Here is a 21,723-nt window from a genome sequence, read left to right as displayed (position 1 = left end):
TACCTTATCAGTCAATCAGGAATTACGCAAAATAATCAATCAAACCCTGGCTGTTTTTGCTTAAGTTCGCGTCTTGGCTGCCTTCCTCTATCGCGTGAAGTGTGCTCATACCGGGTTGTTGTGCCTGACTTTGCTGCTGACCGGCTTGATGCTGATTGGCATTGGATTCGATATTGAATTGCGACAGATTAATACCCTGTTCAGACATCATATCCCGAAGCCTGGGAATGGCCTGCTCAATCATATCCCGCACGTGCAGGGTATGGGTCATGATCGTTAATGAGGCCTCATCCTTATGAAACTTGATATTGACTTCCAATGGTCCTAACTCCTGAGGATTTAAGCGAATCACGGCCCTGTCGATTTTTTGCTGGCCAAGCCAGGTAATCTGTTGGGAAAACTGATTGCCCCACTCCGGGCTATCCACTAAAACCGGTAATTCAAGGCTTTTCGCAGGCATTGGCAGCGTGGGGGGCGGCGCAGGCGTTCTAGTCTGGTTTACCGCCGACATGACCCCATTAAAATGATTTACAGCAGCATCCGTGCTTAAGCGCTTGTCCAGACGAATGGTCGACTCTGCCATGGATAACAGCGGATCGTCTACCCCCATGCCGGCGACTGCTTCTTTTTTATTGCCGGACAAATCCTTAAGGAGAGACAAGGCATCCACGTCATCTCCTTTAGCCGGCGTGTCTGAAGCTAATGCCTCCGTATTGCCCTTAACGGGCGGAACATTTCCGGCATTGCGGGAAGGCGGGATCAGAAATACCTGCCCCTCAGAGATCATGGCCGCATCGGTCTCTCCAGAACCGGCATTCAGGGGTATGGTTTCATCCAGTGGCATGGATTTAGGCGGTTCAAACCCTGTTGCCGCAAACCAGGCTAAATGGGGGCTTTCAGTCACGGTTAAAGGCACAGGTGCTTCCGCCAGAGGGGCTTCGCCAGCAATCATCGGTATTTGCGCAAGGGTGGGAAGTTCAGGCGTTACTGCTACTTGCAAATTTATTGGTAACGCTGCAGGCAGGGCCTCTGGCTCCGTGTCGGTTGTCGTTTGGGTTGAGGCAGGATGCTCAGCTTCCTGATTAAGTTCTTCGCCCGCCAACACATCCTTCATTACATTGTTGAACTCGTCATTCTCAACAAATTGACCATTTTCGTCACTTTCAGTGCCGGAAGAGGAAATAGTGTCTGGGTTTGTCACCTGTGTGACAGGCAATTGGGTCACATCCATCGCTATCCTGCGTTGCGTCGTTGAATGGTGATCTGTGCTGCAAAATCCATACCATTTTCAGCAAAATTAATTTTTTGTTAATTATTATTTCTCAGCTGTAAAACAGCGCACGGTAATCTTTTGATGCGTCAAAGACCATGATAGTGTCCTTTCATCGGAATATAGGGATTTAACACCATGATCTATCGCTTTTTTCAAACCAGTGAAGCTTACACAGAGACTCAACTCCATGAGTTATCAAGCGCCCTCATCAGGAAATTGCGCGAGCGCTTTCCCACCGCCAAAAATCTCAGCTTGTTTTTTCAGCTTCTTAACCAGCGTACAACCGCTTTTGATTACCATATCGACCATGCCCTTCTCGCCGCTGAAAAACAACAATTTATTAACGCCAAATATGCGTTTATCGAGTGCCTTAACGATTGCCTGACCGAATACGATAAAGCAAAAAAGGCACAGAGCGGGGAATGGGTGGAAATTTTGGATCGGGTCAACCAGTACTACAATTCCCCGCATTATCTGCGGGTTGGAGGAAGTCAGGGTGAACATACCATTAACGGGTTTGATCAGGCAGCTGGAGGGCTTATATTTTTAAGCAGTGTTGTCATCGTTGCAAGCCTGGTGCTGTTTGCCTTTAATTTCCCCATTGCCCTGATTTTAGCCTCTGTGGCGTTGACCATTCTGGCACCCAGCCTCTTTTATACCGTTGCCGAAACCCATACTCATGAAGCGGCTGTGAACAAAGAGGAAGAAACTTTGTTTTTAACATTGGATGAGATCATCAATCACCGGGAGTCATCAGTTAATGAATTACACCCTGGCGTTGAAAGCACCTTTTCCCCTGCTTAAATGGGAATAATTTTCATTTCAATTTGATCATGCAGAAAACTTCTTTTTAAACTGTAAAGTTAATCGTTTTAGGGCTATGATTGACGTTTTTAGCATGCAGGAGTGATGTATGAAAGTGGGTCACGATAGCCTTTCTACCCAATGTGAATTGCAGTTAGATGGCAAGACATATCATTATTACAGCTTAAAAGAAGCCGAAAAAAATTTTAAAGGCATTAACCGCTTGCCTTATTCGCTTAAAGTGCTGTTTGAGAACCTGTTGCGGTTTGAGGAAGGCAATACGGTTACGGTTGATGATATTAAAGCCCTTGCCGGCTGGCTCAATACCCGGACCTCCCAGCATGAAATCGCTTACCGCCCGGCCCGGGTGCTGATGCAGGATTTTACCGGTGTTCCGGCTGTGGTTGATCTGGCTGCCATGCGTGCTGCCCTTGAGAAAATGGGCGGCAATGCCAATAAAATTTCACCCTTGTCTCCGGTTGATTTGGTCATTGACCATTCCATCATGGTTGACAAATTCGCAACCCCTGATTCCATGCGCGTCAATACAGCGATTGAAATGGAACGCAACAAAGAACGTTACGAGTTTTTGCGTTGGGGCCAAAAAGCGTTCGCCAACTTCCAGGTCGTGCCGCCTGGAACGGGTATTTGCCATCAGGTGAATCTGGAATACCTGGGTAAAACCGTCTGGAGCAGCGAATGCGAAGGTAAGGACTATGCTTATCCCGATACCCTGGTGGGAACCGATTCCCATACGACCATGATTAATGGCCTTGGGGTTCTTGGCTGGGGCGTAGGCGGCATCGAAGCAGAAGCGGCCATGCTTGGACAACCGGTTTCCATGCTTATTCCGGAAGTCATCGGTTTCCGTCTGACCGGTAAATTACGTGAAGGCATTACCGCCACCGACCTGGTGTTGACCGTGACCCAAATGCTGCGCAAGAAAGGGGTTGTCGGTAAATTCGTTGAATTTTATGGTCCGGGTCTTGCCGACCTGCCTTTGGCGGATCGTGCCACCATCTCCAACATGGCGCCAGAATACGGCGCCACCTGCGGCTTCTTTCCCGTGGATAAAGAGACATTGCGCTATCTGGCATTGTCCGGACGCGATGCCCATACAATTGCACTGGTGGAACATTACTGCAAAGCACAGGGGATGTGGTACGAAGCCGGCAGCGAAGATCCGGTCTTTACCGATACGCTGGAACTTGATTTATCAAGCGTCGAACCGTCCTTAGCCGGCCCCAAGCGCCCGCAGGACAAAGTGAATTTAACCACCCTGGCCGCCGAATTTAATAAATTCCTGGTTGAAGCCGGCAAAGATCACGAGAAAAACCAGTCTTTCCCGGTCAAAGGTGACGATTTTAGCTTACAGCATGGGCATGTGGTGATTGCAGCCATTACAAGCTGCACCAACACCTCCAATCCCAGTGTCTTGATGGCGGCAGGTCTTGTTGCTAAAAAAGCCATTGAAAAAGGCCTGACCCGCAAACCCTGGGTTAAATCGTCCTTAGCGCCTGGCTCCAAAGTTGTGACCGATTACCTGCATAAAGCCGGTCTTTCTCAATACCTGGATCAGTTAGGCTTCAACCTGGTGGGTTATGGCTGTACCACCTGCATCGGCAACTCAGGCCCATTACCGGACGCCATTGCCGCCTCAGTCAGCGATAACGACGTGGTGGTTTGCTCCGTGCTGTCCGGTAACCGTAACTTTGAAGGGCGCGTGCATCCGCAAGTACGGGCTAACTGGCTGGCTTCGCCGCCGCTGGTTGTCGCTTATGCCTTGTGCGGGACTACCACGGGTGATTTAAGTAAAGATCCCCTTGGTCAGGATAAAGCGGGTAATCCTGTTTACCTTAAAGACATCTGGCCAAGCAATGAAGAAGTGGCCGCCGAAGTCGCTAAAGTAACAGGTGCCATGTTTCGCAAGGAATACGACGAAGTTTTCAAGGGCGACGAACACTGGCAGGCGATTACAGTCAACAGCGGCTTGACTTATCAATGGGATGCTGACTCCACTTACATTCAACACCCCCCCTTCTTTGAGAATTTAAGCCGTCATCCGCAGGCTATTCAGCCCATTGAAGATGCCTATGTCCTTGCTTTACTGGGTGACTCCATCACCACCGACCATATCTCACCCGCTGGCTCCATTAAAGCCAATTCCCCCGCAGGCCTGTACTTGAAATCCAAAGGGGTGAAGGAAGCAGACTTTAACTCGTATGGCTCACGCCGTGGTAATCATGAAGTCATGATGCGGGGTACCTTTGCCAATATCCGTATTCGCAATGAAATGATTCCAGGCATTGAAGGCGGCATGACGCGTCATGTGCCCAGCGGAGAAATCATGTCCATTTATGATGCGGCCATGCTTTATCAGGCTCAACATCAGCAATTGGTCATTGTGGCCGGTAAAGAATACGGCACCGGCTCTTCCCGCGACTGGGCTGCCAAAGGAACTAACCTGTTAGGGGTTAAAGCTGTCATCACCGAAAGTTTTGAGCGCATTCACCGCTCCAATTTAATCGGAATGGGCATTTTACCTCTGCAGTTTGAAGAAGGCACTACCCGTAAAACCTTAAACCTGGATGGCACCGAGCGATTCAGTATTGCCGTTGATGAATCACTAAAGGCCGGCACAACGCTGCCCGTCATTATTCGACGCCAGAACGGCGAAAAGATCACGGTTCCTGTCCTTTGCCGTATCGATACGGCCAATGAACTGGAATATTACCGTCATGGCGGCATTTTACAGTATGTTTTACGCAACATGATCTGATCGTATGCGGGGCTGGATGCGGCAGTTCGATGCGATGCAAACACAGGACAGACGCGTTTAAACGTCCTTTTATCCAATAGCCTGGGTTCCACGTGTTATGCGGGGAATCCAGTTAACTCTTGCTTCAGGATCGAATGAATGCCCTGCATACACGCAACATCGCGGATTGTCCCCAACACCGGATCCCCTGCTGCTCATCCGTTGATTTTGCCGCACTTAACTGTTAAATTTCGCCGTTTCCATAAACGACTTGCAGTACCTCATTGGTATTGGCATCACCAGTCTGTGTCACCGTACCAGAAGGAACATCCATGAATCGTAATCAGAAAGTTTTGTCGGTTTTTTCCCTGGTCATGATCAATGTGATTGCCGTGGACAGCCTGCGTACGCTGCCAATGAGCGCGAAGCTGGGTTTGCCGCTAGTTTCTTATTATGTGGTGGCGGCCTTTGCCTTTTTTATTCCTGTTGCTCTGGTTGCGGCTGAACTGGCAACCGCTTATCCCAATACCGGCGGTCTGTATGTCTGGGTGCGGGAAGCATTTGGCAAGCGTGCCGGATTTATCACGATCTGGCTGCAATGGATTTACAACGTCGTCTGGTACCCCACTATTCTCGCCTTTATCGCCGCCACCCTGTCGTACCTGTTTGCCCCGCATCTGGCGAATAACAAATTCTATCTTTTAAGCAGTGCACTGGGCCTGTTTTGGCTCTTTACGCTGCTCAATTGCTTTGGCATGCGCCTGTCCAGCATTGTCAGCACCATCGGGGCAATTCTTGGTACCATTTTACCGATGCTTGGCATCATTATTCTTGGCGGTTTATGGCTGTTGCAGGGAAGACCTACATCCATCGAAGCACCCTCCTCCTGGATCCCTGATTTCAGTTCCCTAGGGAACCTGTCCTTGTTTTCAGCCGTGTTATTTGGACTTATCGGTATGGAGATGTCGGCGGTGCATGCCGAAGAGGTGCGCGATCCGCAACGGGACTACCCTCGAGCCATTCTCTACTCCACGCTGATTATTTTTTCAACCTTAATGTTTGGCTCCCTGGCCATTGTCATTGTTGTCCCCAATGCCCAGTTGAGTGTCGTCTCAGGCCTGGTTGACGCCTATGCTGTCTTTTTTAAAACGTACAACATGCCATGGATGACTTACATCATCGCTGTTTTAATTATTTTAGGCGGCTTAAGTGGCGTCTCAGCCTGGATTATTGGCCCGACCAAGGGGTTGCTGGTGTCAGCCCGTGATGGCTCATTGCCTGAATTTTTCTCACGCGTGAATCGACACGGCGCACCGGTGAATATTCTCATCACGCAGGGACTTATCTTTTCCTTGCTGTGCAGTGTATTTATTTTGCTTGATTCGATTAATGCGGCCTACTGGATTTTAAGTGACTTAAGCGCACAAATGGCTCTCTTGGTCTATGTATTTATGTTTGCCGCTGCCATTAAACTCCGTTATAGCCAGCCTGATCGGCACCGCAGCTATACCGTTCCCGGCGGTAACTGGGTTATGTGGTTAGTCGCAGGGACAGGCATGCTGTGTTGCCTGTTGGCCATGGCTATTGGGTTTGTTCCGCCAACCCAAATTCCTATTGATAATATTTCCTTTTTTGAAGCGTTCTTAGTCGGCGGGCTTTTCCTGTTTGTCGTCCTGCCCTGGGTTTTTGCCAAACGGCATGATTAAAGCAGTTGGGCTTCACGCCCAACTATCGTTGATTTATATCCCTTCTGGCAAGGACATCAAACTGGCATTTCCCCCAGCCGCCGTTGTATCAACGGTGTAGGTACGCTCATGACAAAGGCGCAGCAAATAATAGGGACCGCCAGCCTTAGGCCCTGTGCCGGATAACCCTTCACCACCAAAAGGCTGTAAACCGACAACCGCACCAATCATATTGCGGTTAACATAGCAATTACCGGCATGAACGTGTTGACGAATATACTCCACGGTTTGATTAATCCGGCTATGAATGCCCAATGTTAAACCGTACCCGGTGTTATTGATTTCTTCAATCACTTTATCCAGCGCTTTTCGCTTGTAACGGATAACATGCAAAACCGGTCCGAATACTTCTTTTTCAAGCGATGCAATCGAATCAATAGCAATAGCCGTTGGCGGCATGAAATACCCTTCACTGCATTCTTCCGGCAGGCTGCATTGATAAATAATGTCATGCTTTTTCTGCATGGTGTTGACATGCGCTTTCAAGACACCCAGTGCGTCATTATCAATCACAGGACCAATATCGGTTGACAACCAGCGTGGATCACCGATTTGAAGTTCCTCCATAGCCCCTTTCAGCAATTCAATCATGCGCGGGTAAACTTCTTCCTGGACGTAAAGAACTCTGAGCGCCGAACAACGCTGACCTGCGCTGCCAAAGGCTGAGGTAATCGCATCCATTGCCACCTGCTCAAGCAGTGCCGAGGAATCGACAATCATGGCATTCTGACCGCCCGTTTCGGCAATAAGCGGAATAATTTCACCGCCGCGGCTAGCGAGGGTTAGATTGATGAGATTGGCCGTTTGGGTGGAACCAGTAAACAACACGGCTTTAATGCGCTTATCAGCAACCAAAGGCGCACCGACCGCTTCGCCCGTCCCAGGCAGCAATTGCACGACGGCATCGGGAACACCAGCCTGGTGCATCAATTGTACCGCAAAAGTGGCAATAATCGGCGTTTGTTCCGCCGGTTTGGCAATGACGCAGTTGCCGGTCACCAAAGCGGCGACCACCTGACCTGTAAAAATAGCCAAGGGAAAATTCCAGGGGCTGATGCATAATACCGTGCCTCGTCCATGAAGGCTCAATTCATTGAGTTCCCCGGTATAGCCATGCAGGGAAAGGGGTTTGGCCATTAATTTAGTGGCCATCGCGGCATAATAACGGCAAAAATCAATGGCTTCGCGCACCTCGGCTACGCCGTCATTCCAGGTTTTTCCTGCTTCAAGGCAAGCCATGGCCAACAACGTCGCCTGATTCTCTTCCAACAAATCGGCATAACGGGTAAGGCAGGCAGCACGCTCGTTCACCGGCCTTGTGCTCCAGGCGGAAAATGCTCCTTCGGCCTGCGTTAATGCCCAATCGATGTCGTCTGAGGTGGCATCGCTGACCCGCCCGACTGGCCGTCGGGGATTTTGCGGTGATGTCACGCTGCGATCAACCTGACCGCCATCGCGGCCAGCAATTAATGGCTTGCCCTGCCAGTGTGATAAATCCATTTCCGCGTATTGTTGTTTCAGCGCGGCCACTGCTTCTCTGTCGGAAAAATCAAAACCTGCGGAATTTTTTCTCTCCGGCGTAAAAATCGCCGAAGGCAATGGGATATTCTGATTGATTTTGCCAAGCAATTGATTGGCTTTGCTCACGGGGTCTTCAACCAGCGTACTGATGGGGGCTTTTTCATCGACGATGCGGTTAACGAACGAGGAATTAGCGCCATTCTCAAGCAATCGTCTGACTAAATAAGGCAACAAATCTTCATGGCTCCCTACTGGTGCATAGATGCGGCAAGGGATGCCAAGGCGTTTGGCAGGCACAATCTGCTCGTACAATTCTTTACCCATCCCATGCAGACACTGAAATTCAAAATCCCGGTAGTTACCGACAATATTAAGGATCATGGCCACAGAATAAGCATTGTGCGTGGCAAATTGAGGATAAATGGCATCGGTCATCGTCAGCAGTTTTTTAGCGCAGGCCTGAAAGGATACGTCAGTAAACACCTTGCGGGTGAACACCGGGTAACCGGAAAGCCCCTGCATCTGGGTTTTTTTAATTTCACTGTCCCAGTAAGCCCCTTTAATCAGGCGTACCATCATGCGCCGCTGTTTGCGGCGAGCCAACTCTGCTACCCAGTCCAGTAAGTAAAAGGCCCGTTTCTGATAGGATTGCACGGCCATACCGAACCCATGCCAACCGTGCAGGCTATCATCACAGAATACCTGTTCAATCACATCCAGTGACAAGTCGAGGCGCTCGGACTCCTCCGCATCAATGGTCATAGCAATATCGTAACTCTTGGCCGCCTGGGCCAATGCCAATAATTTTGGCGGTAATTCATTCATGACCCGTTCACGCTGCGATTCATTATAACGGGGATGCAGAGCGGATAATTTAATCGAAATACCCGGGCGCTGATAAATAGTCATGTCTTTGTCGGCATGACGACCAATGGTTTCAATCGCCTCTTTGTAAGCGAGAAAATAACGTGCCGCATCCACCTTGGTTAAGGCGGCTTCACCCAGCATATCGTAAGAATAACGGTAGCCGATGGTTTCTTTTTTGCGTGCCCGCGACAGGGCTTCACTGATGGTTCGCCCCATCACAAACTGTTTGCTCATGATGCGCATCGCCTTGTCCACGGCTTTTCGGACCACCCCTTCGCCACTGCGGTTAATTAAACGAAAGATGGCTTTACTGAGTGTGGACTCTGCCGATTCGGGTGTTAATACCTTGCCTGTCAGCATCAAGGCCCAAGTCGTGGCATTGACAAAAAATGACTCACTTTGTCCGCGATGCGCCTTCCAGTCCGCCGCTGTCAATTTATCTTTAATGAGGCTGTCAATGGTTGCATTGTCTGGGACCCGTAAAAGGGCCTCAGCCAGGCACATTAAGGCAATGCCTTCATGACTGGACAGCGAGTATTCTGTTAAAAAGGAATCGATACCGGTGCTTTTTTTACGTTCATACCGTACCTGCTCCACCAACTGGGTAGCCTGGTTACGGATAGCTTTAGTCTGTTCATCGCTTAAAGCGGCACTGGCAATCAACTCATTCATCAGCGTGAGTTCGTCAATGCGATAGGCTTTATTGATCTGCGCCCGGGTTCCCTGCGGTTGTTGTGATGAATAACGCTCAAGCATGTTATGCCTCCGAATAAAGCCATTAAATAAGCTAGAAATGATAATGCAGAATGGTTGCATTGGGAACGGATTCTTACAACAGAAACGCAGGAACTCAGGTTAACAATCGAACAAAACGAGTGGCCAAAGCGGTCTGAAATCGCACAAAAATTGATCTAATTATTGCAAAACAGATCTAATTTTGTACTATTATTAACCCTTTTTGCGCTGCGTTTAGTTTAATATTTGAGTCAATCGTATTAAATTAATACAAACGGAAGCCGACCAATTATCACAAGCCACTGAATTGATGTAATTTTTTTCTAGTTGGTAAATATTGACCCTATGAATTTTACATTTACCCTGGTTGTCAATATAATCAGCCGTCCTTTGACAACCTTGATTCGAAATTCTAATTAGAAAAAAGGAGCATTATGAGTATTCTTAGTTTTTTGTCTGCCGCCCTGTTTTCCGGCAGCGCCCATGTTGCCGCACCGGCAACTAAAGTGAATGTAGACACCAACATTCAACTGCAACACCTGAGTCGTAAAGCACCACAGCTTAACAAAAAAGTATTGAAAATGGCATTGAGCGCTTATAAAAAAGCATCGGCCAAAGGCGCCGTTAAAAAGCCGGTGCTCACGGTCATTGACTATTCACTGCCTTCTTACAAACAAAGAATGTGGATATTTGACTTACGGAAAGAACGTTTATTATACAACACCTATGTTGCCCATGGTAAGAACTCCGGTATGGATGTTCCTCGCCATTTTTCTAACCGTCCGTCCAGCAAAGAAACCAGTCTCGGCACTTACGTGACCCGTGATACCTATTATGGCTCCAAAGGTCTGTCTCTGAATCTTCAAGGTCTTGAACGAGGATTTAATGACAACGCTTACAGCCGCCGCGTAGTCATTCATGGGGCCTGGTATGTTGAACCGGATTTCATTAAACGTGCCGGACGTGCCGGACGCAGCTGGGGATGCCCATCCATTGCCAAAACGCTGGCAAGGCCGGTCATTAACACCATTAAGGGCGGTTCTGTGGTTTTCGCTTATTACCCTGACCATTATTACCTGTCCCACTCAGGCTATGTCATGGCCTAAAATAATAAAGCCAGGGCAACGTGCCCTGGCTTTTCGCAGTCTTCCAATTCAGAACATCATGTTCTGAAAAAACGGTCCGTGTTTATTATTTCCTTATAATTACAAATCCTTTTGCTACGACTTCTATCCTTGAAGTCTTAATTAAACTCTAGCAAGTGCCCTTTCTGTGTGCAAGCCGGTTTACAAGAGGGCGATCACCCTGGTTTAAGCGCACCAGAATGAAATATTAAAATTATTCAATGCCTTATAAAATACCAATTCACTTTCTTAAATAGAATTGACCATTATCCGCAGAGAGATTGAGACATTTCTTACAAAAAAGTAAGACGACAAGCGAGGCTAAATTCTATCCCTTAACCCAAGACAGGGCATTCAGTGCCGCCCGCTTTAACCACAATTTGTTTTGAAGATGAAAATCCCTTGGTAAACTATCGCATTTCAACTTGCCAAAGGCTAAAATTATGAGATAGTTTAATCAGAGTTTTTAAACCGTGTCATCTCTGCAAAACGGTATCTTTTTTATGGACTTAAGACCCTAAGCCGGATTACCGACTGCATGAGGCGCGATACCCGATAAAACCCTTCGCAGGCTTTAATAGAGTAGGATCATGAATCAACAAGTCGAAAGCGCTAAAAAAGAAAAACTGATTATTATTGACTGGCTGATAGAGCATTTTCCTAATGCCTTTTTTAAAAAGGCTAATCAGGTAAAACCCTTACAAATTGGTATTTTTGACGAAATCGTCGATTTTTATGATCGCCTAGACTCCCCACCTTTCAGTAAGAAAGCCTTACGGGAAGCCTTAAGTTATTACAGCTCATCACCCGCCTACCTCAATTGTCAAAAACCCCAGACGGCGCGAATTGACCTGTATGGCAATGAAGTCGATATCGTCACAGACGAACAGGCGAAATATGCCCATCAACGTTACCAACAGCGTTACACTGAGAAAAAGAATCAAGGCTTAAAGCAGGATAATAAATAATTAACATCAACGGAATCTTTAAGGCCGGAACATCGGGCAAAAGGATTGTAATCAATACCTTTTAAACCGTTAACCTCCAATCCCGCACGCCTGACCATGGCAGCCAGTTCGCTGGGTTTGATAAATTTGTCATATTGGTGGGTTTGTCTCGGCAGTAAACCAAATAAATATTCCGCCGCCACAATCGCTGCAGCATAAGCTTTCACCGTGCGATTAATGGTCGATAAAAAAAGATAACCGCCTGGTTTCAGCAATCTCGCGCAGTGGCGAATGACTTCCTCAGGATGGTTCACATGTTCAAGCATTTCCATGCAGGTTATAACATCAAACACGCCATCGTTGTAGTCTTCAATGGCACTTGCGACATAATCCAGGGTTAATTGGCTTTGTTTTGCATGCTGACGGGCTGTTTCAATGCTGTCTTCCTCAGCATCCAACCCCGTCACTTCAGCACCCAGACGGGCCATGGCCTCACTGAGAATCCCCCCCCCACATCCCACATCAAGAACGCGCAAACCCTTCAGGCCGGTATATTGCTCAATGAAGGCTAAACGGGCCGGATTGATGTCGTGCAGGGTTTTAAGGGGTCCATTCTTATCCCACCATTGCTGGGCGAGCGCGGCAAACTTGGCAATTTCCTGTTGATCAACGGTGTCTTTCATGGTAACTCAATAAATCTAATGGTTTAAAAAAGGCTACAACGTCGGGGTTATTGATAAAACTGAGATTATAAGGATGCTCCGCAACAAGACAAGAAAAACGCTCGGCATTTTTCACTTGCGCGGCAATTTTGCCAAATAAAATCAGCTGAATGTCCGGATAGGATTGCGCCAGCTGGTCAAACAGGCTATTCATAAAAGGCTGCCACTGTTTTGAATGATAGGGCACCTGATTTTCACGGTAAACCAGCGAGGCATTCAACAGTAAAAAACCCCGCTCCAACATGCCACTAAACAGTTGCTTCGCTGTCTGTATGTATTGACTTTTATCCAAACGGGCAATAGCGGCTTGCGAACAATCCTCCTGAAGGTCCCCCCGGGCCACCAGAAGCATTTTCATCAGATTACGCAAGGACGTGGCGCGATTGACCTGAAGGCTGAATCCCTTGTCGCTAAACAGAGGCCCAACGGCATTATCCCAAAAGGCATAGCCATTGGCCGATTGCGGGCGCGGATAGGGCGATTCCCCCAACAAAAGGAATTTTATTTGCTCTGGCGGGCAGTTGAAGGCCGCGAAAAGTTTGTCCTTGCCCGGCAGCCACGCGGCATCCTGCTGCAAGTTCGCCAGGTACTCCTGATCCACGCAATCAAGCGCTTTATCCAGCATGTCATGCCATTGTCGATGGGTTTTTTTGATTAGTTCCCGCACGGCCCGCTACCTCATCCCTTCAAAGTCAAGGATTATACCCTTAAAAACCATGGAAAAACCATGCTATTTAATGCCAAGCGATCTGATTATTATTCAATCAATGTGCCCCCGTATATTCCAAATACTATTTATTCATAGTATAATAGGCAAGACTTCAAATCGGTTGATTTACGAGCATGGCCAGAGGAAAAGTATCTTGCGATACCCCAATCAGCAGCGATAAACTGCATAACAGGAATTGCTTTGCCTATCTGCGAATTATTCGCAGCAAGATTCCTGCTGACCTTCTTAAGGCATTCAAACCCGATTTGGCTGACCGCCTGGACAAAGTCACCGGTCAATACAACGACGATACTGCCTATGGGATCCTTTACAAAGATTTCTTTGAGTATATTGAAGAAAATTTGACCGAATTAATCATCAAGCCACTGAACGCTCTCTACCTGGAAGCAAAAAAATCCCCACAACAGCAAGAAAAGAACAGCCTCCCCTCGTTATCAAATAGCCACAGCATGATGCAGACAGCATTCGAAAACAGCCCTGAGGCCCTTCATAAAAAAATTGATGATTTCGAAGCGTTCATTCATTGCATTTACCATAACGACAGCAGCCTTCTGCCCAGTACCTATCAACACATCGAACAGACCATTCTGACCCATCGCCCCTCTGACTCTAAAAAGCTTGAGAAAAAGATCTCCAGTTATTTAAAAGACGACGGCCGAGTTATTAATAAAGGCCTAACGCCCGCCACCATGGGCTCCGTGATAGGTCGCTTTGCTGCGACTTATGGCAGCAATTTTAAGCCTCAGCACACCACCAGTTTAGCCACCGTTCGACATTTTGATTATAAAGAGCCCAATGACCCAATCGAGTATCGTTTTGGCACCCAGGGGCAGCGACATGACGAAATCGCCCGTGTGAGCCCTTTGTTCAGAGTCTGGCTGGATGTTCAACGCATTCGACGCCTCCGCTCTAAACAGCCTGATACAATCTCACACATCTACTTCAACCTGCTCGGTAAAGATCGCGATGACAGCGAAGGCACTAAAGAAGTTGATTTAACCTGCGTCCTCCACCAGCTTGAAAATGATCACCCTAACATAGCGGTCATCACACTGCCTGCTGACCAAGGCCTCATGGCAGCCGACAAATACCGTGATACCGAACCGGAATATTCCCTCAAGCAGGTTTTTCGGGAATTTTTAAATATAGCGTGTGAGAATGGTAGAGCCCAACTGACGATTCAGGATTTTTATATCAGTGAGAAGATAAGAAAACTGGTTTTCACAGAAGATGGCCTTTACAGCAAAGCCATTGAAAGAAACATCCTTGAAAAGTTACTGATTCAAAGTTTTGAGCATCTCAATATTAAAGCAACTATTATTTCTGCTGCCGAATACCAGGCCGTCTGGTTCCACTTTAACAAATACATTTTACCAGACTATCTGATTACGAGACTGAAGCCGCAGAGTATTAACTTCACCTGCAAAGACGCCATTGACAGAGGCGGCGTTGCGTCAGCCTATTATAACCTTATCAAGTCATTTAAAACGGAGTCCCCCCTCACCCGCAAAAAATTCGAAGAGAACCTGCATGCGGCCGCGGCCATGGTGAAAGGACGGGGACTGAACCACCAATTAAAACTCATCTGGAACGCCATTGATGCTTATATCAACGCCAATTACCAGGACATCGTATCAAATCCTGCAAAATATTGGCTCATTCAATGGCGCGATCTGAATTGCCCGCATGAACGGGTCAGCGGCTTGCTCGCCAGGCGCATTGAAGAAAGCATCGCCGAATTAAATTCCCTTAAGCACAAGCCTGACTCATTGCCGGTTGTGTTCAAGAATCCTGATGAGATTTTAAACAAAGGCATCGCCATCCTTGAAAACATAAAAACTCAGGCAACCACTGGCTTGAGTGGCCAGCGCCTGCTGCTTGAAACAGCCTGCGACACGCTTAATCTTATTAAATCACCCTCGACAGCCAGCCTTACCCGCTATGAAAAACTGACCCATGACTTGACCATTAATTATCCTTCCCTTTATATCCTGGTCGGCTTAATGAAATCCCTGGTTGGCAGTTTGTTGTTTGTTGTCACATTCGGTTGCGCACAACATCCTATGACATCAGGCTGGGCAACCTTCCGCACAGGAATTAATGCCCTGAAGCGCGACTCGCAAACCCAAGTGATGAAGGAGCTGGCTCAGGAGATGTCAGGAATGGTTTCATTACACGATGACATTAACAGGCTGGAAGATGATTTAAAAGAAAAAGCGCCCACTGGCACTCTGGAGACCGGCCTCACGATTGGACCCTGATTTTTTTCTGACAAGTCACCCGTCATACCCCCGCCCACCTGGTTGCTAACACCTTTAATTTAAGCTAATGTCATATCTTTGTAGCGGGACTTACATTAATGAACAAAGCACGCGAGGAACTGGTTTACTCATTACAGGCAAGTAATCTAACCATGCTTGAGCAGCTGCATCAGTTCTGTGCAGTCAACTCCGGGACTCACAACCTGGAGGGCTTGCAACGTATCCATGATGTATTAAGCAACGCGTTTGAACCGATTGCCGATCAAATTGACTCATTGACTCTACCCGCAGTGACCAGCCTCAATATGAACGGTGATACCACAACGGAATCCTGCGGCAAAACCCTGTTTATCCGCAAGCGGCCATCGCTGAAACGACGCATCCTTCTGACTGGCCACATGGATACCGTTTATGGCGTTAACCACCCTTTTCAAACACTCGATTACATCGACGCCAATCATATCCGCGGACCAGGAGTGGCCGACATGAAAGGTGGCCTGATTGTCATACTGCATGCTCTCTCTGCCTTTGAAAAGAGCAACCTCTCCTCAACATTGGGCTGGGATGTTTTGATTAATAGCGACGAAGAAATCGGCTCACCGGCTTCAAGTGTTGTTTTTGAGCGAATAGCCGGCAATTATCAGGCCGGTTTAATTTACGAACCCGCTATGACGCCTCAGGGCACACTGGCTAAAAATCGTCGCGGCAGCGGCAAGTTAACCCTGATTGTCACCGGCCGTGAGGCTCATGTCGGCCGCGCTTTTAACGAGGGGCGTAATGCCATTGCCTACCTGGCAGAAGCCGTGCTGGCCATCCACCAACTCAATGGTCAACGAGACGGTGTCACCATTAACGTGGGTAAAATAGCCGGGGGGGAAGCATTAAATGTGGTGCCCGCCAAAGCGATTGCCAAGCTTGATGTTCGCATCGCCAGACCAGAGGATGAGCAATGGGTCAAACGACAGCTTGACCAAATAATCAAGCAACTACAACAACCCGATTACACCTTAAGCGTACACGGCCATTTTGGTCGCCCAGTGAAGCGGGTTTGCAAAGCCACCGAACGCCTGTTTCAACGTATTCAACAAGCGGGCAGATACCTTGGGCTTGAACTGGACTGGCAAGACAGCGGCGGCTGCTGCGATGGGAACAATCTTGCACAACATGGCTTGCCGGTAATCGATACCCTGGGGGTGAGAGGCGGCCATATTCACAGTTCAGAAGAATACATTATTGTAGACAGTCTGCCGGAGCGGGCCGCCTTAAGCGCTCTGTTACTATATGATCTAGCCTCAGGGGGGCTTGAGGAGCTGGCTTTATGATGTTATTTCGCAGTGCAAATGCAGGTGACCTTGACGCCATCCATACCCTCGCCCAATTAAGCGGTATCGGCATGACCACCTTGCCCAAGGACAAGGATCTGCTACAAAAAAGGCTGCAATGGTCCTGTGACTCCTTTAAACGAATCATCCAACACCCGCACGATGAATATTATTTTTTTGTCCTGGAAAACCCCGCCACTGGCGAAGTCGTTGGCACATCGGCCATTGAAGCCTCCACAGGGCATGAATTGCCTTTTTATTCATACAAAGTATCAAAACGGACGCGGATTTGTCATTCGCTCAATATCCGCAGCGATTACGAAGTATTAAGCCTCGTCAATGACAACCAGGGAAAGAGTGAGATATGCACCCTGTTTTTGCAGCCCGAACACCGCAAAAATCACAATGGCCTGCTGCTTTCCCGGGCACGATTTTTATTTATTGCTGAACACCCGGAGCGTTTTGCACCGACCATCATTGCTGAAATGCGCGGCATTTCAGATGATTTAGGGCATTCCCCCTTTTGGGACAATGTCGGGCGACATTTTTTCCACATGCCGTTCCCCGATGCGGATCGCCTAACCATTTCAACCAACAAACAATTCATTGCTGATTTGATGCCACGCAATCCCATTTATATCAAATTGCTCTCCCCTGCAGCCCAAGCGGCCATCGGCCAACCGCACCAATCAACCGTGCCCGCTATGAATATCCTTTTACGTGAAGGGTTCCGCTATAATTCCTATGTGGACATTTTTGATGCAGGTCCGACCATTGAAGCGCCAATCAATCAAATCCGGACGGTAGCAGTCAGCCGTGTCATGACGATAAAAAATTTAAGCGATGAAGTCAGCAGCAGTCCTTATTTACTGGCCAATACGCAGCTTGATTTTCGTGCGACCATCAGTCAGATGATTTTTAATAACTCAAACCATACCTGCACGCTGAGCAAATCCACAGCGGCTTTATTGCAGGTCCGTCAGGGTGACAACATTCGAGCAGCCCCCCTGGTTGAAGCTGCGCTCTTTTGAAGGAAGACAATGAAGAAACAGCACTATTCAGGCAAACATTACATTGCTGGCCACTGGGTTGAAGGCTCCGGTTTAGCTTTTGTCTCTAAAAATCCGGCTACGAATGAAATCCTTTGGGAAGGAAAGGCAGCGGCCACTGCGGAAATCAATCAAGCCGCTGAGGCCGCTCACGCAGCCTTAGGTTCCTGGAGCACATGCCCCATGGAAGAGCGCATGATATACCTTAAGGCATTTGCCGACGAGGTGGGCCAACGGCGGGATGAATTGGCCAAAGCCATTGCCATGGATAATGGAAAACCCTTTTGGGAAGCATTGACTGAAGTTACGGCGGTCATTGGTAAAATCAATTTATCTATTCAGGCGCAACTCGAACGAAACGCAGAAAAAATAACCACAGCGAGCGATAGCAAATCCTGCCTGCGTTATAAGCCTCATGGCGTTGTGGCTGTGCTGGGACCCTTTAATTTTCCAGCCCATCTGAGCAATGGCCATATTGTTCCCGCTCTCCTGGCAGGGAATACCGTCATTTTAAAACCGAGCGAACTGACCCCCTTGGTGGCTGAAATGATCATGGCCTGCTGGGATGCCACAGGCATTCCCGCCGGAGTCATTAACTGCGTGCAGGGGGATGCCGCGACGGGCAAGGCATTACTTAATGCCGATATTCAGGGGGTTTATTTTACCGGAAGCTACGCGACAGGCAAACGCATCAATCAGCATTTTTCTGAACGCCCCGAAGTCATTCTCGCCCTTGAAATGGGGGGCAATAATCCCTTAATTATCGATGAAATCGGTGATATTGAGGCTGCTGTTTATCAGACCCTGCTTTCATCTTTTATTACGTCGGGTCAACGCTGCACCTGCGCCCGCCGGCTTATTATTGCTCAAAATGCCACTGGGGATCGCTTCCTTGATAAGCTTTTGGCAGCCAGTCGGCATCTTCGTGTGGGAGACTGGACTATGCAGCCTGAACCGTTTATGGGCCCTGTCATCAGTCATGATCATGCATTGGGCCATTTGAAGGCACAGGACAATCTGCTTCAGTCAGGAGGAAAGGCAATATTACCCATGACCCTGCTTAAAGACGAAAGCGGCTTATTGTCACCTGGACTCATTGAGATGACCCGCGTCAGCCATCCTGAAGACATTGAGCTGTTTGCACCTTTGGCACAGATTTACCGCTACCATGATTTTGATGAAGCCCTGTATTTGGCCAATCAAACCCGCTATGGCTTGGCGGCAGGCTTATTAAGCGATAACGCGGCGCATTATCAGCGATTTTATCAACAGGTTCGTGCCGGTTTAATTAACTGGAATAAACCGACGACAGGTGCGGCCAGCAACTTGCCTTTTGGCGGTGTTGGCCTAAGTGGCAATCATCGCCCCAGCGCCTATTTTGCTGCGGATTACTGCAGTTACCCTATCGCCAGCCAAGAGCAGGAAATCCTGCAGCGACCTGAACAATTACTGCCCGGTATTTTTTTGTAATCTTGTTATCGAGGAAACATTGTGGATGTCTTTGAATTAAATCTTGATGGTTTAGTAGGCCCAACCCATCACTACGCAGGACTCGCTGAAGGCAACATAGCCTCCATGGCTAATGCACAAACCGCCGCCAACCCGCAGGCAGCTGCCCTGCAGGGTCTGGAAAAAATGCGGTTTCTTCATGCGCTGGGACTCAGACAAGCTCTCCTGCCGCCGCATCAACGGCCAAACCTGCATTTGTTGCATCAGTTGGGTTTTCGCGGCACCCCTTCCCAACAAATCAGTAAAGCCTTCAAAGAGGCGCCACAAATCCTGAGCGCCGCTTTTTCCGCATCAAGCATGTGGGCCGCAAATGCCGCTACGGTTTCGTCGAGCCTGGATACAGAGGATAATAAGGTTCATTTTACTGCGGCCAATTTAATCAGCAATTTACACCGCCACCAGGAAGCCTCGTTTTCAAGCCGGCTGCTTCAACGGCTTTTTCATCAGGAGGCGTATTTTAGACACCACCCGCCTTTGCCGCCGAGCCTGATTACTGGCGATGAAGGCGCTGCGAACCATAGCCGGCTGTGCAAACGGCATAACACGCCAGCCATTAATCTGTTTGTTTATGGCAAGCAGGCCATGGGCAACACACTGAACTCGCCAACTCATTATCCCGCACGCCAAACGCTTGAAGCATCCCAGGCCATTGTCCGCTCCCATGGCCTTAATCCAGCCAAAGTCGTGTACGCCCATCAAAACCCTAAGGCCATTGACCAGGGCGTTTTCCACAATGATGTGATCAGCGTGGCCAATGAATCCGTTTTTCTCGTGCATGAAGATGCCTTTAACGAGCAAACGCTGGTGTATGACGAACTGAAGCGCAAGGCGGATTTTGATCTTCAGATTATCGAATTCAAGCGTGACGAGATTAGCATTGAGGATGCCGTCAGTTCTTATCTGTTCAACTCCCAGCTGCTTACCTTGCCTGATTCTTCCATGGTGATTGTGGCCCCCAAAGAATGTGAAAACAATGAGCGGGTACGCAAAGCGCTGGCCGAACGGGTGAGCGATCCGCTAAATCCTGTTAACCAGCTTCATTTTCTTGACGTCAAACAAAGCATGCGAAACGGTGGGGGCCCTGCCTGTTTACGATTACGAGTGCCTCTCGATGAAAACGAACTGGCGGCCATGCATCAGGGCGTCATCATTAATGAACCGCTGCTGAAAAAACTAGAGGAATGGGTGGTGAAGCATTACCGTAGTCATCTCACCACAAGCGATTTGGCCGATCCGCAACTCCTCAATGAATGCTTTACCGCACTGGATGAATTAAGTCAGATTTTACAATTAGGCAGCATTTATCCTTTTCAATGTGAGTCTTACCCATCATGATTTGGAAAACGTTTGCTGGCCGTTGCATTTATCAAAGCGAAACCGGAACACGCGTTTATGAAAACCCGATTTTCAGGTGGCTTAAATTTGATAGTAAGGCCATCCAAACCTTGGTCAACAAATACTATCCGTCAAGCCCTGCTCTGCATTACATCAAGCCCTTGATATTCATGGCTCAACAGTTTCCTGATCATTGCTGTTTAATGGGGCTTGGCGGTGCAGGAGCAGCCCACGCCCTCTCTCCCATTCTAAAGCAATTTAAGATCAGCGCCGTGGAAATCAGCGAGGAAATTGTGGCTATCGCTTCCCGTTTCTTCATGCTCTCAAGGCTCGCCAATCTTGAGATTATCCAACAGGATGCCTTGCAATTTATCGAGTGTACGCAAAGGCAATTTCGTCATATTATTGTGGATTTATTTAACGCCAGCCATTTCCCGCCGCATTGTTACAATGACCGATTTTTTGCCTTATGCAAAAGCCACTTAAGCAGCGATGGCATACTCGCGGTAAATTTAGCCAACCCCCAGGAACAAAGGCCCGTTTTTGAAATGATGCAGCGGCAATTCGGTAACAACATGGTCTCCATACCGGTTGAAGGCTGCGCCAATCTGGTTATTTTAGCCAGTAACTCAGCCGATAATCAGTTTCTTAAGCATTTTTTTACAGCCCATAAACAGGTTAAGCGCATGGCCTGGGATGCGAAATGGGGTCATTTAGCGGCCATCAAGTGAGCTGATGTTCAGCCCAAGACAACGTGATTGATCATGGGTATACTCTGGAAACCTTGCGACCGCCAGCAAAGCTATAATGAGCCATAAGCCCTGCCTGTGGGGTCTTGCTCAGGCAAGGCAATAATCTCCTGACGTTTTGCCCTCAAGCAAAACGCAAAGACCGTTGGATGTCTTACTAAGGCAAGGGTCTCTTTCCTAATGTCTTGCCCGCGCAGGCGGGCATCCATCCATTGGCCAGCAGGCCTATGAAGAATAATAATCGACACCAATGGCAGCCATTGCCGGACTAT

At 48.3% G+C, this 21,723-nt stretch carries 16 protein-coding genes; 11 read left to right on the top strand and 5 right to left on the bottom strand.

The window, feature by feature from the left end; all coding sequences use genetic code 11:
- Window positions 1–22: 22 nt before the first annotated feature.
- A complete protein-coding gene (locus Lery_RS05290; RefSeq protein WP_058526218.1) occupies window positions 23–1,231 on the bottom strand; it encodes a flagellar hook-length control protein FliK in 1,209 nt (402 codons plus the stop codon).
- Window positions 1,232–1,408: 177 nt separating this feature from the next.
- Between Lery_RS05290 and Lery_RS05285 the strand changes: the two genes are divergently transcribed.
- The 3 genes from Lery_RS05285 (at window position 1,409) to Lery_RS05275 (ending at window position 6,541) form a co-directional block, all read left to right on the top strand.
- Window positions 1,409–2,077, top strand: coding sequence for a hypothetical protein (locus Lery_RS05285; RefSeq protein ID WP_058526217.1), 669 nt, complete (start codon window positions 1,409–1,411; stop codon window positions 2,075–2,077).
- A 109-nt stretch (window positions 2,078–2,186) separates the two neighbouring features.
- Entirely contained in the window at window positions 2,187–4,856 is a 2,670-nt protein-coding gene (gene acnA, locus Lery_RS05280; protein WP_058526216.1) for an aconitate hydratase AcnA, read from the top strand.
- Window positions 4,857–5,167: 311 nt separating this feature from the next.
- Window positions 5,168–6,541, top strand: a complete 1,374-nt coding sequence (locus Lery_RS05275; RefSeq protein WP_058526215.1) for an APC family permease — start codon at window positions 5,168–5,170, stop codon at window positions 6,539–6,541.
- 33 nt (window positions 6,542–6,574) lie between these two features.
- Here Lery_RS05275 and putA read toward each other — a convergent pair whose 3' ends face one another.
- The gene (putA, locus tag Lery_RS05270; protein ID WP_058526214.1) at window positions 6,575–9,724 is read right to left on the bottom strand and encodes a bifunctional proline dehydrogenase/L-glutamate gamma-semialdehyde dehydrogenase PutA; all 3,150 of its coding nucleotides are present in this window, start codon (window positions 9,722–9,724) and stop codon (window positions 6,575–6,577) included.
- Between the two features lie 410 nt (window positions 9,725–10,134).
- Between putA and Lery_RS05265 the strand changes: the two genes are divergently transcribed.
- Together Lery_RS05265 and Lery_RS05260 are read left to right on the top strand one after the other, a co-directional pair.
- Window positions 10,135–10,809: a murein L,D-transpeptidase catalytic domain family protein gene (locus Lery_RS05265; protein WP_058526213.1), complete on the top strand. Its 675-nt coding sequence runs from the start codon at window positions 10,135–10,137 to the stop codon at window positions 10,807–10,809.
- 608 nt (window positions 10,810–11,417) lie between these two features.
- Window positions 11,418–11,795, top strand: a complete 378-nt coding sequence (locus Lery_RS05260) for a ProQ/FINO family protein (protein ID WP_058526212.1) — start codon at window positions 11,418–11,420, stop codon at window positions 11,793–11,795.
- Here Lery_RS05260 and ubiG read toward each other — a convergent pair.
- On the bottom strand, window positions 11,768–12,457 hold the full coding sequence (gene ubiG, locus Lery_RS05255) for a bifunctional 2-polyprenyl-6-hydroxyphenol methylase/3-demethylubiquinol 3-O-methyltransferase UbiG (protein ID WP_058526211.1): 690 nt from the start codon (window positions 12,455–12,457) through the stop codon (window positions 11,768–11,770). The genes Lery_RS05260 and ubiG overlap by 28 nt on opposite strands.
- Entirely contained in the window at window positions 12,441–13,121 is a 681-nt protein-coding gene (locus tag Lery_RS05250) for a uracil-DNA glycosylase family protein (RefSeq protein ID WP_058526491.1), read from the bottom strand. Before Lery_RS05250 ends, ubiG begins: the two co-directional genes overlap by 17 nt.
- A gap of 218 nt (window positions 13,122–13,339) precedes the next feature.
- On the opposite strand from Lery_RS05250, the gene Lery_RS05245 reads away from it, so the two are divergent.
- From Lery_RS05245 to Lery_RS05220, 6 genes are all read left to right on the top strand, one after another.
- Window positions 13,340–15,487 carry a hypothetical protein gene (locus tag Lery_RS05245; RefSeq protein ID WP_058526210.1) on the top strand — a complete coding sequence of 716 codons (2,148 nt, stop codon included), beginning with the start codon at window positions 13,340–13,342 and terminating at the stop codon, window positions 15,485–15,487.
- A gap of 98 nt (window positions 15,488–15,585) precedes the next feature.
- Window positions 15,586–16,809, top strand: coding sequence for a hydrolase (locus Lery_RS05240; RefSeq protein WP_082657130.1), 1,224 nt, complete (start codon window positions 15,586–15,588; stop codon window positions 16,807–16,809).
- Window positions 16,806–17,840 (top strand): arginine N-succinyltransferase, encoded by a 1,035-nt coding sequence (locus Lery_RS05235; protein ID WP_058526209.1) that lies wholly within the window; start codon window positions 16,806–16,808, stop codon window positions 17,838–17,840. Before Lery_RS05240 ends, Lery_RS05235 begins: the two co-directional genes overlap by 4 nt.
- 9 nt (window positions 17,841–17,849) lie before the next feature.
- Window positions 17,850–19,328: a succinylglutamate-semialdehyde dehydrogenase gene (astD, locus tag Lery_RS05230; protein ID WP_058526208.1), complete on the top strand. Its 1,479-nt coding sequence runs from the start codon at window positions 17,850–17,852 to the stop codon at window positions 19,326–19,328.
- Window positions 19,329–19,349: 21 nt separating this feature from the next.
- Window positions 19,350–20,702 (top strand): N-succinylarginine dihydrolase, encoded by a 1,353-nt coding sequence (astB, locus tag Lery_RS05225; RefSeq protein WP_058526207.1) that lies wholly within the window; start codon window positions 19,350–19,352, stop codon window positions 20,700–20,702.
- Complete coding sequence (locus Lery_RS05220; RefSeq protein WP_058526206.1) at window positions 20,699–21,433, top strand: spermidine synthase; 735 nt, start codon at window positions 20,699–20,701, stop codon at window positions 21,431–21,433. The genes astB and Lery_RS05220 overlap by 4 nt, the downstream gene beginning before the upstream one ends.
- A 71-nt stretch (window positions 21,434–21,504) precedes the next feature.
- On the opposite strand, the gene Lery_RS15600 is transcribed toward Lery_RS05220, so the two are convergent.
- Window positions 21,505–21,723: hypothetical protein (locus Lery_RS15600; RefSeq protein WP_237759149.1), on the bottom strand; the 219-nt coding region annotated here is incomplete at its 5' end.

The sequence above is a fragment of the Legionella erythra genome, assembly GCF_001467615.1.
GTDB classification, from domain to species: Bacteria; Pseudomonadota; Gammaproteobacteria; order Legionellales; family Legionellaceae; genus Legionella_C; species Legionella_C erythra.
Note: the sequence above shows the minus strand (reverse complement) of the source record. Positions and strands in the feature narration are given on the sequence as shown.

Bases quoted from the DNA above. Each gene is read 5' to 3' on its own strand.
- Lery_RS05250 (WP_058526491.1), bottom strand. From the start codon at position 13,121: ATGCTGGATAAAGCGCTTGATTGCGTGGATCAGGAGTACCTGGCGAAC.
- putA (WP_058526214.1), bottom strand. From the start codon at position 9,724: ATGCTTGAGCGTTATTCATCACAACAACCGCAGGGAACCCGGGCGCAG.
- ubiG (WP_058526211.1), bottom strand. From the start codon at position 12,457: ATGAAAGACACCGTTGATCAACAGGAAATTGCCAAGTTTGCCGCGCTC.
- Lery_RS05235 (WP_058526209.1), top strand. From the start codon at position 16,806: ATGATGTTATTTCGCAGTGCAAATGCAGGTGACCTTGACGCCATCCAT.
- Lery_RS05260 (WP_058526212.1), top strand. From the start codon at position 11,418: ATGAATCAACAAGTCGAAAGCGCTAAAAAAGAAAAACTGATTATTATT.
- Lery_RS05285 (WP_058526217.1), top strand. From the start codon at position 1,409: ATGATCTATCGCTTTTTTCAAACCAGTGAAGCTTACACAGAGACTCAA.
- astD (WP_058526208.1), top strand. From the start codon at position 17,850: ATGAAGAAACAGCACTATTCAGGCAAACATTACATTGCTGGCCACTGG.
- Lery_RS05245 (WP_058526210.1), top strand. From the start codon at position 13,340: ATGGCCAGAGGAAAAGTATCTTGCGATACCCCAATCAGCAGCGATAAA.
- acnA (WP_058526216.1), top strand. From the start codon at position 2,187: ATGAAAGTGGGTCACGATAGCCTTTCTACCCAATGTGAATTGCAGTTA.
- Lery_RS05220 (WP_058526206.1), top strand. From the start codon at position 20,699: ATGATTTGGAAAACGTTTGCTGGCCGTTGCATTTATCAAAGCGAAACC.
- Lery_RS05275 (WP_058526215.1), top strand. From the start codon at position 5,168: ATGAATCGTAATCAGAAAGTTTTGTCGGTTTTTTCCCTGGTCATGATC.
- Lery_RS05290 (WP_058526218.1), bottom strand. From the start codon at position 1,231: ATGGATGTGACCCAATTGCCTGTCACACAGGTGACAAACCCAGACACT.
- Lery_RS05240 (WP_082657130.1), top strand. From the start codon at position 15,586: ATGAACAAAGCACGCGAGGAACTGGTTTACTCATTACAGGCAAGTAAT.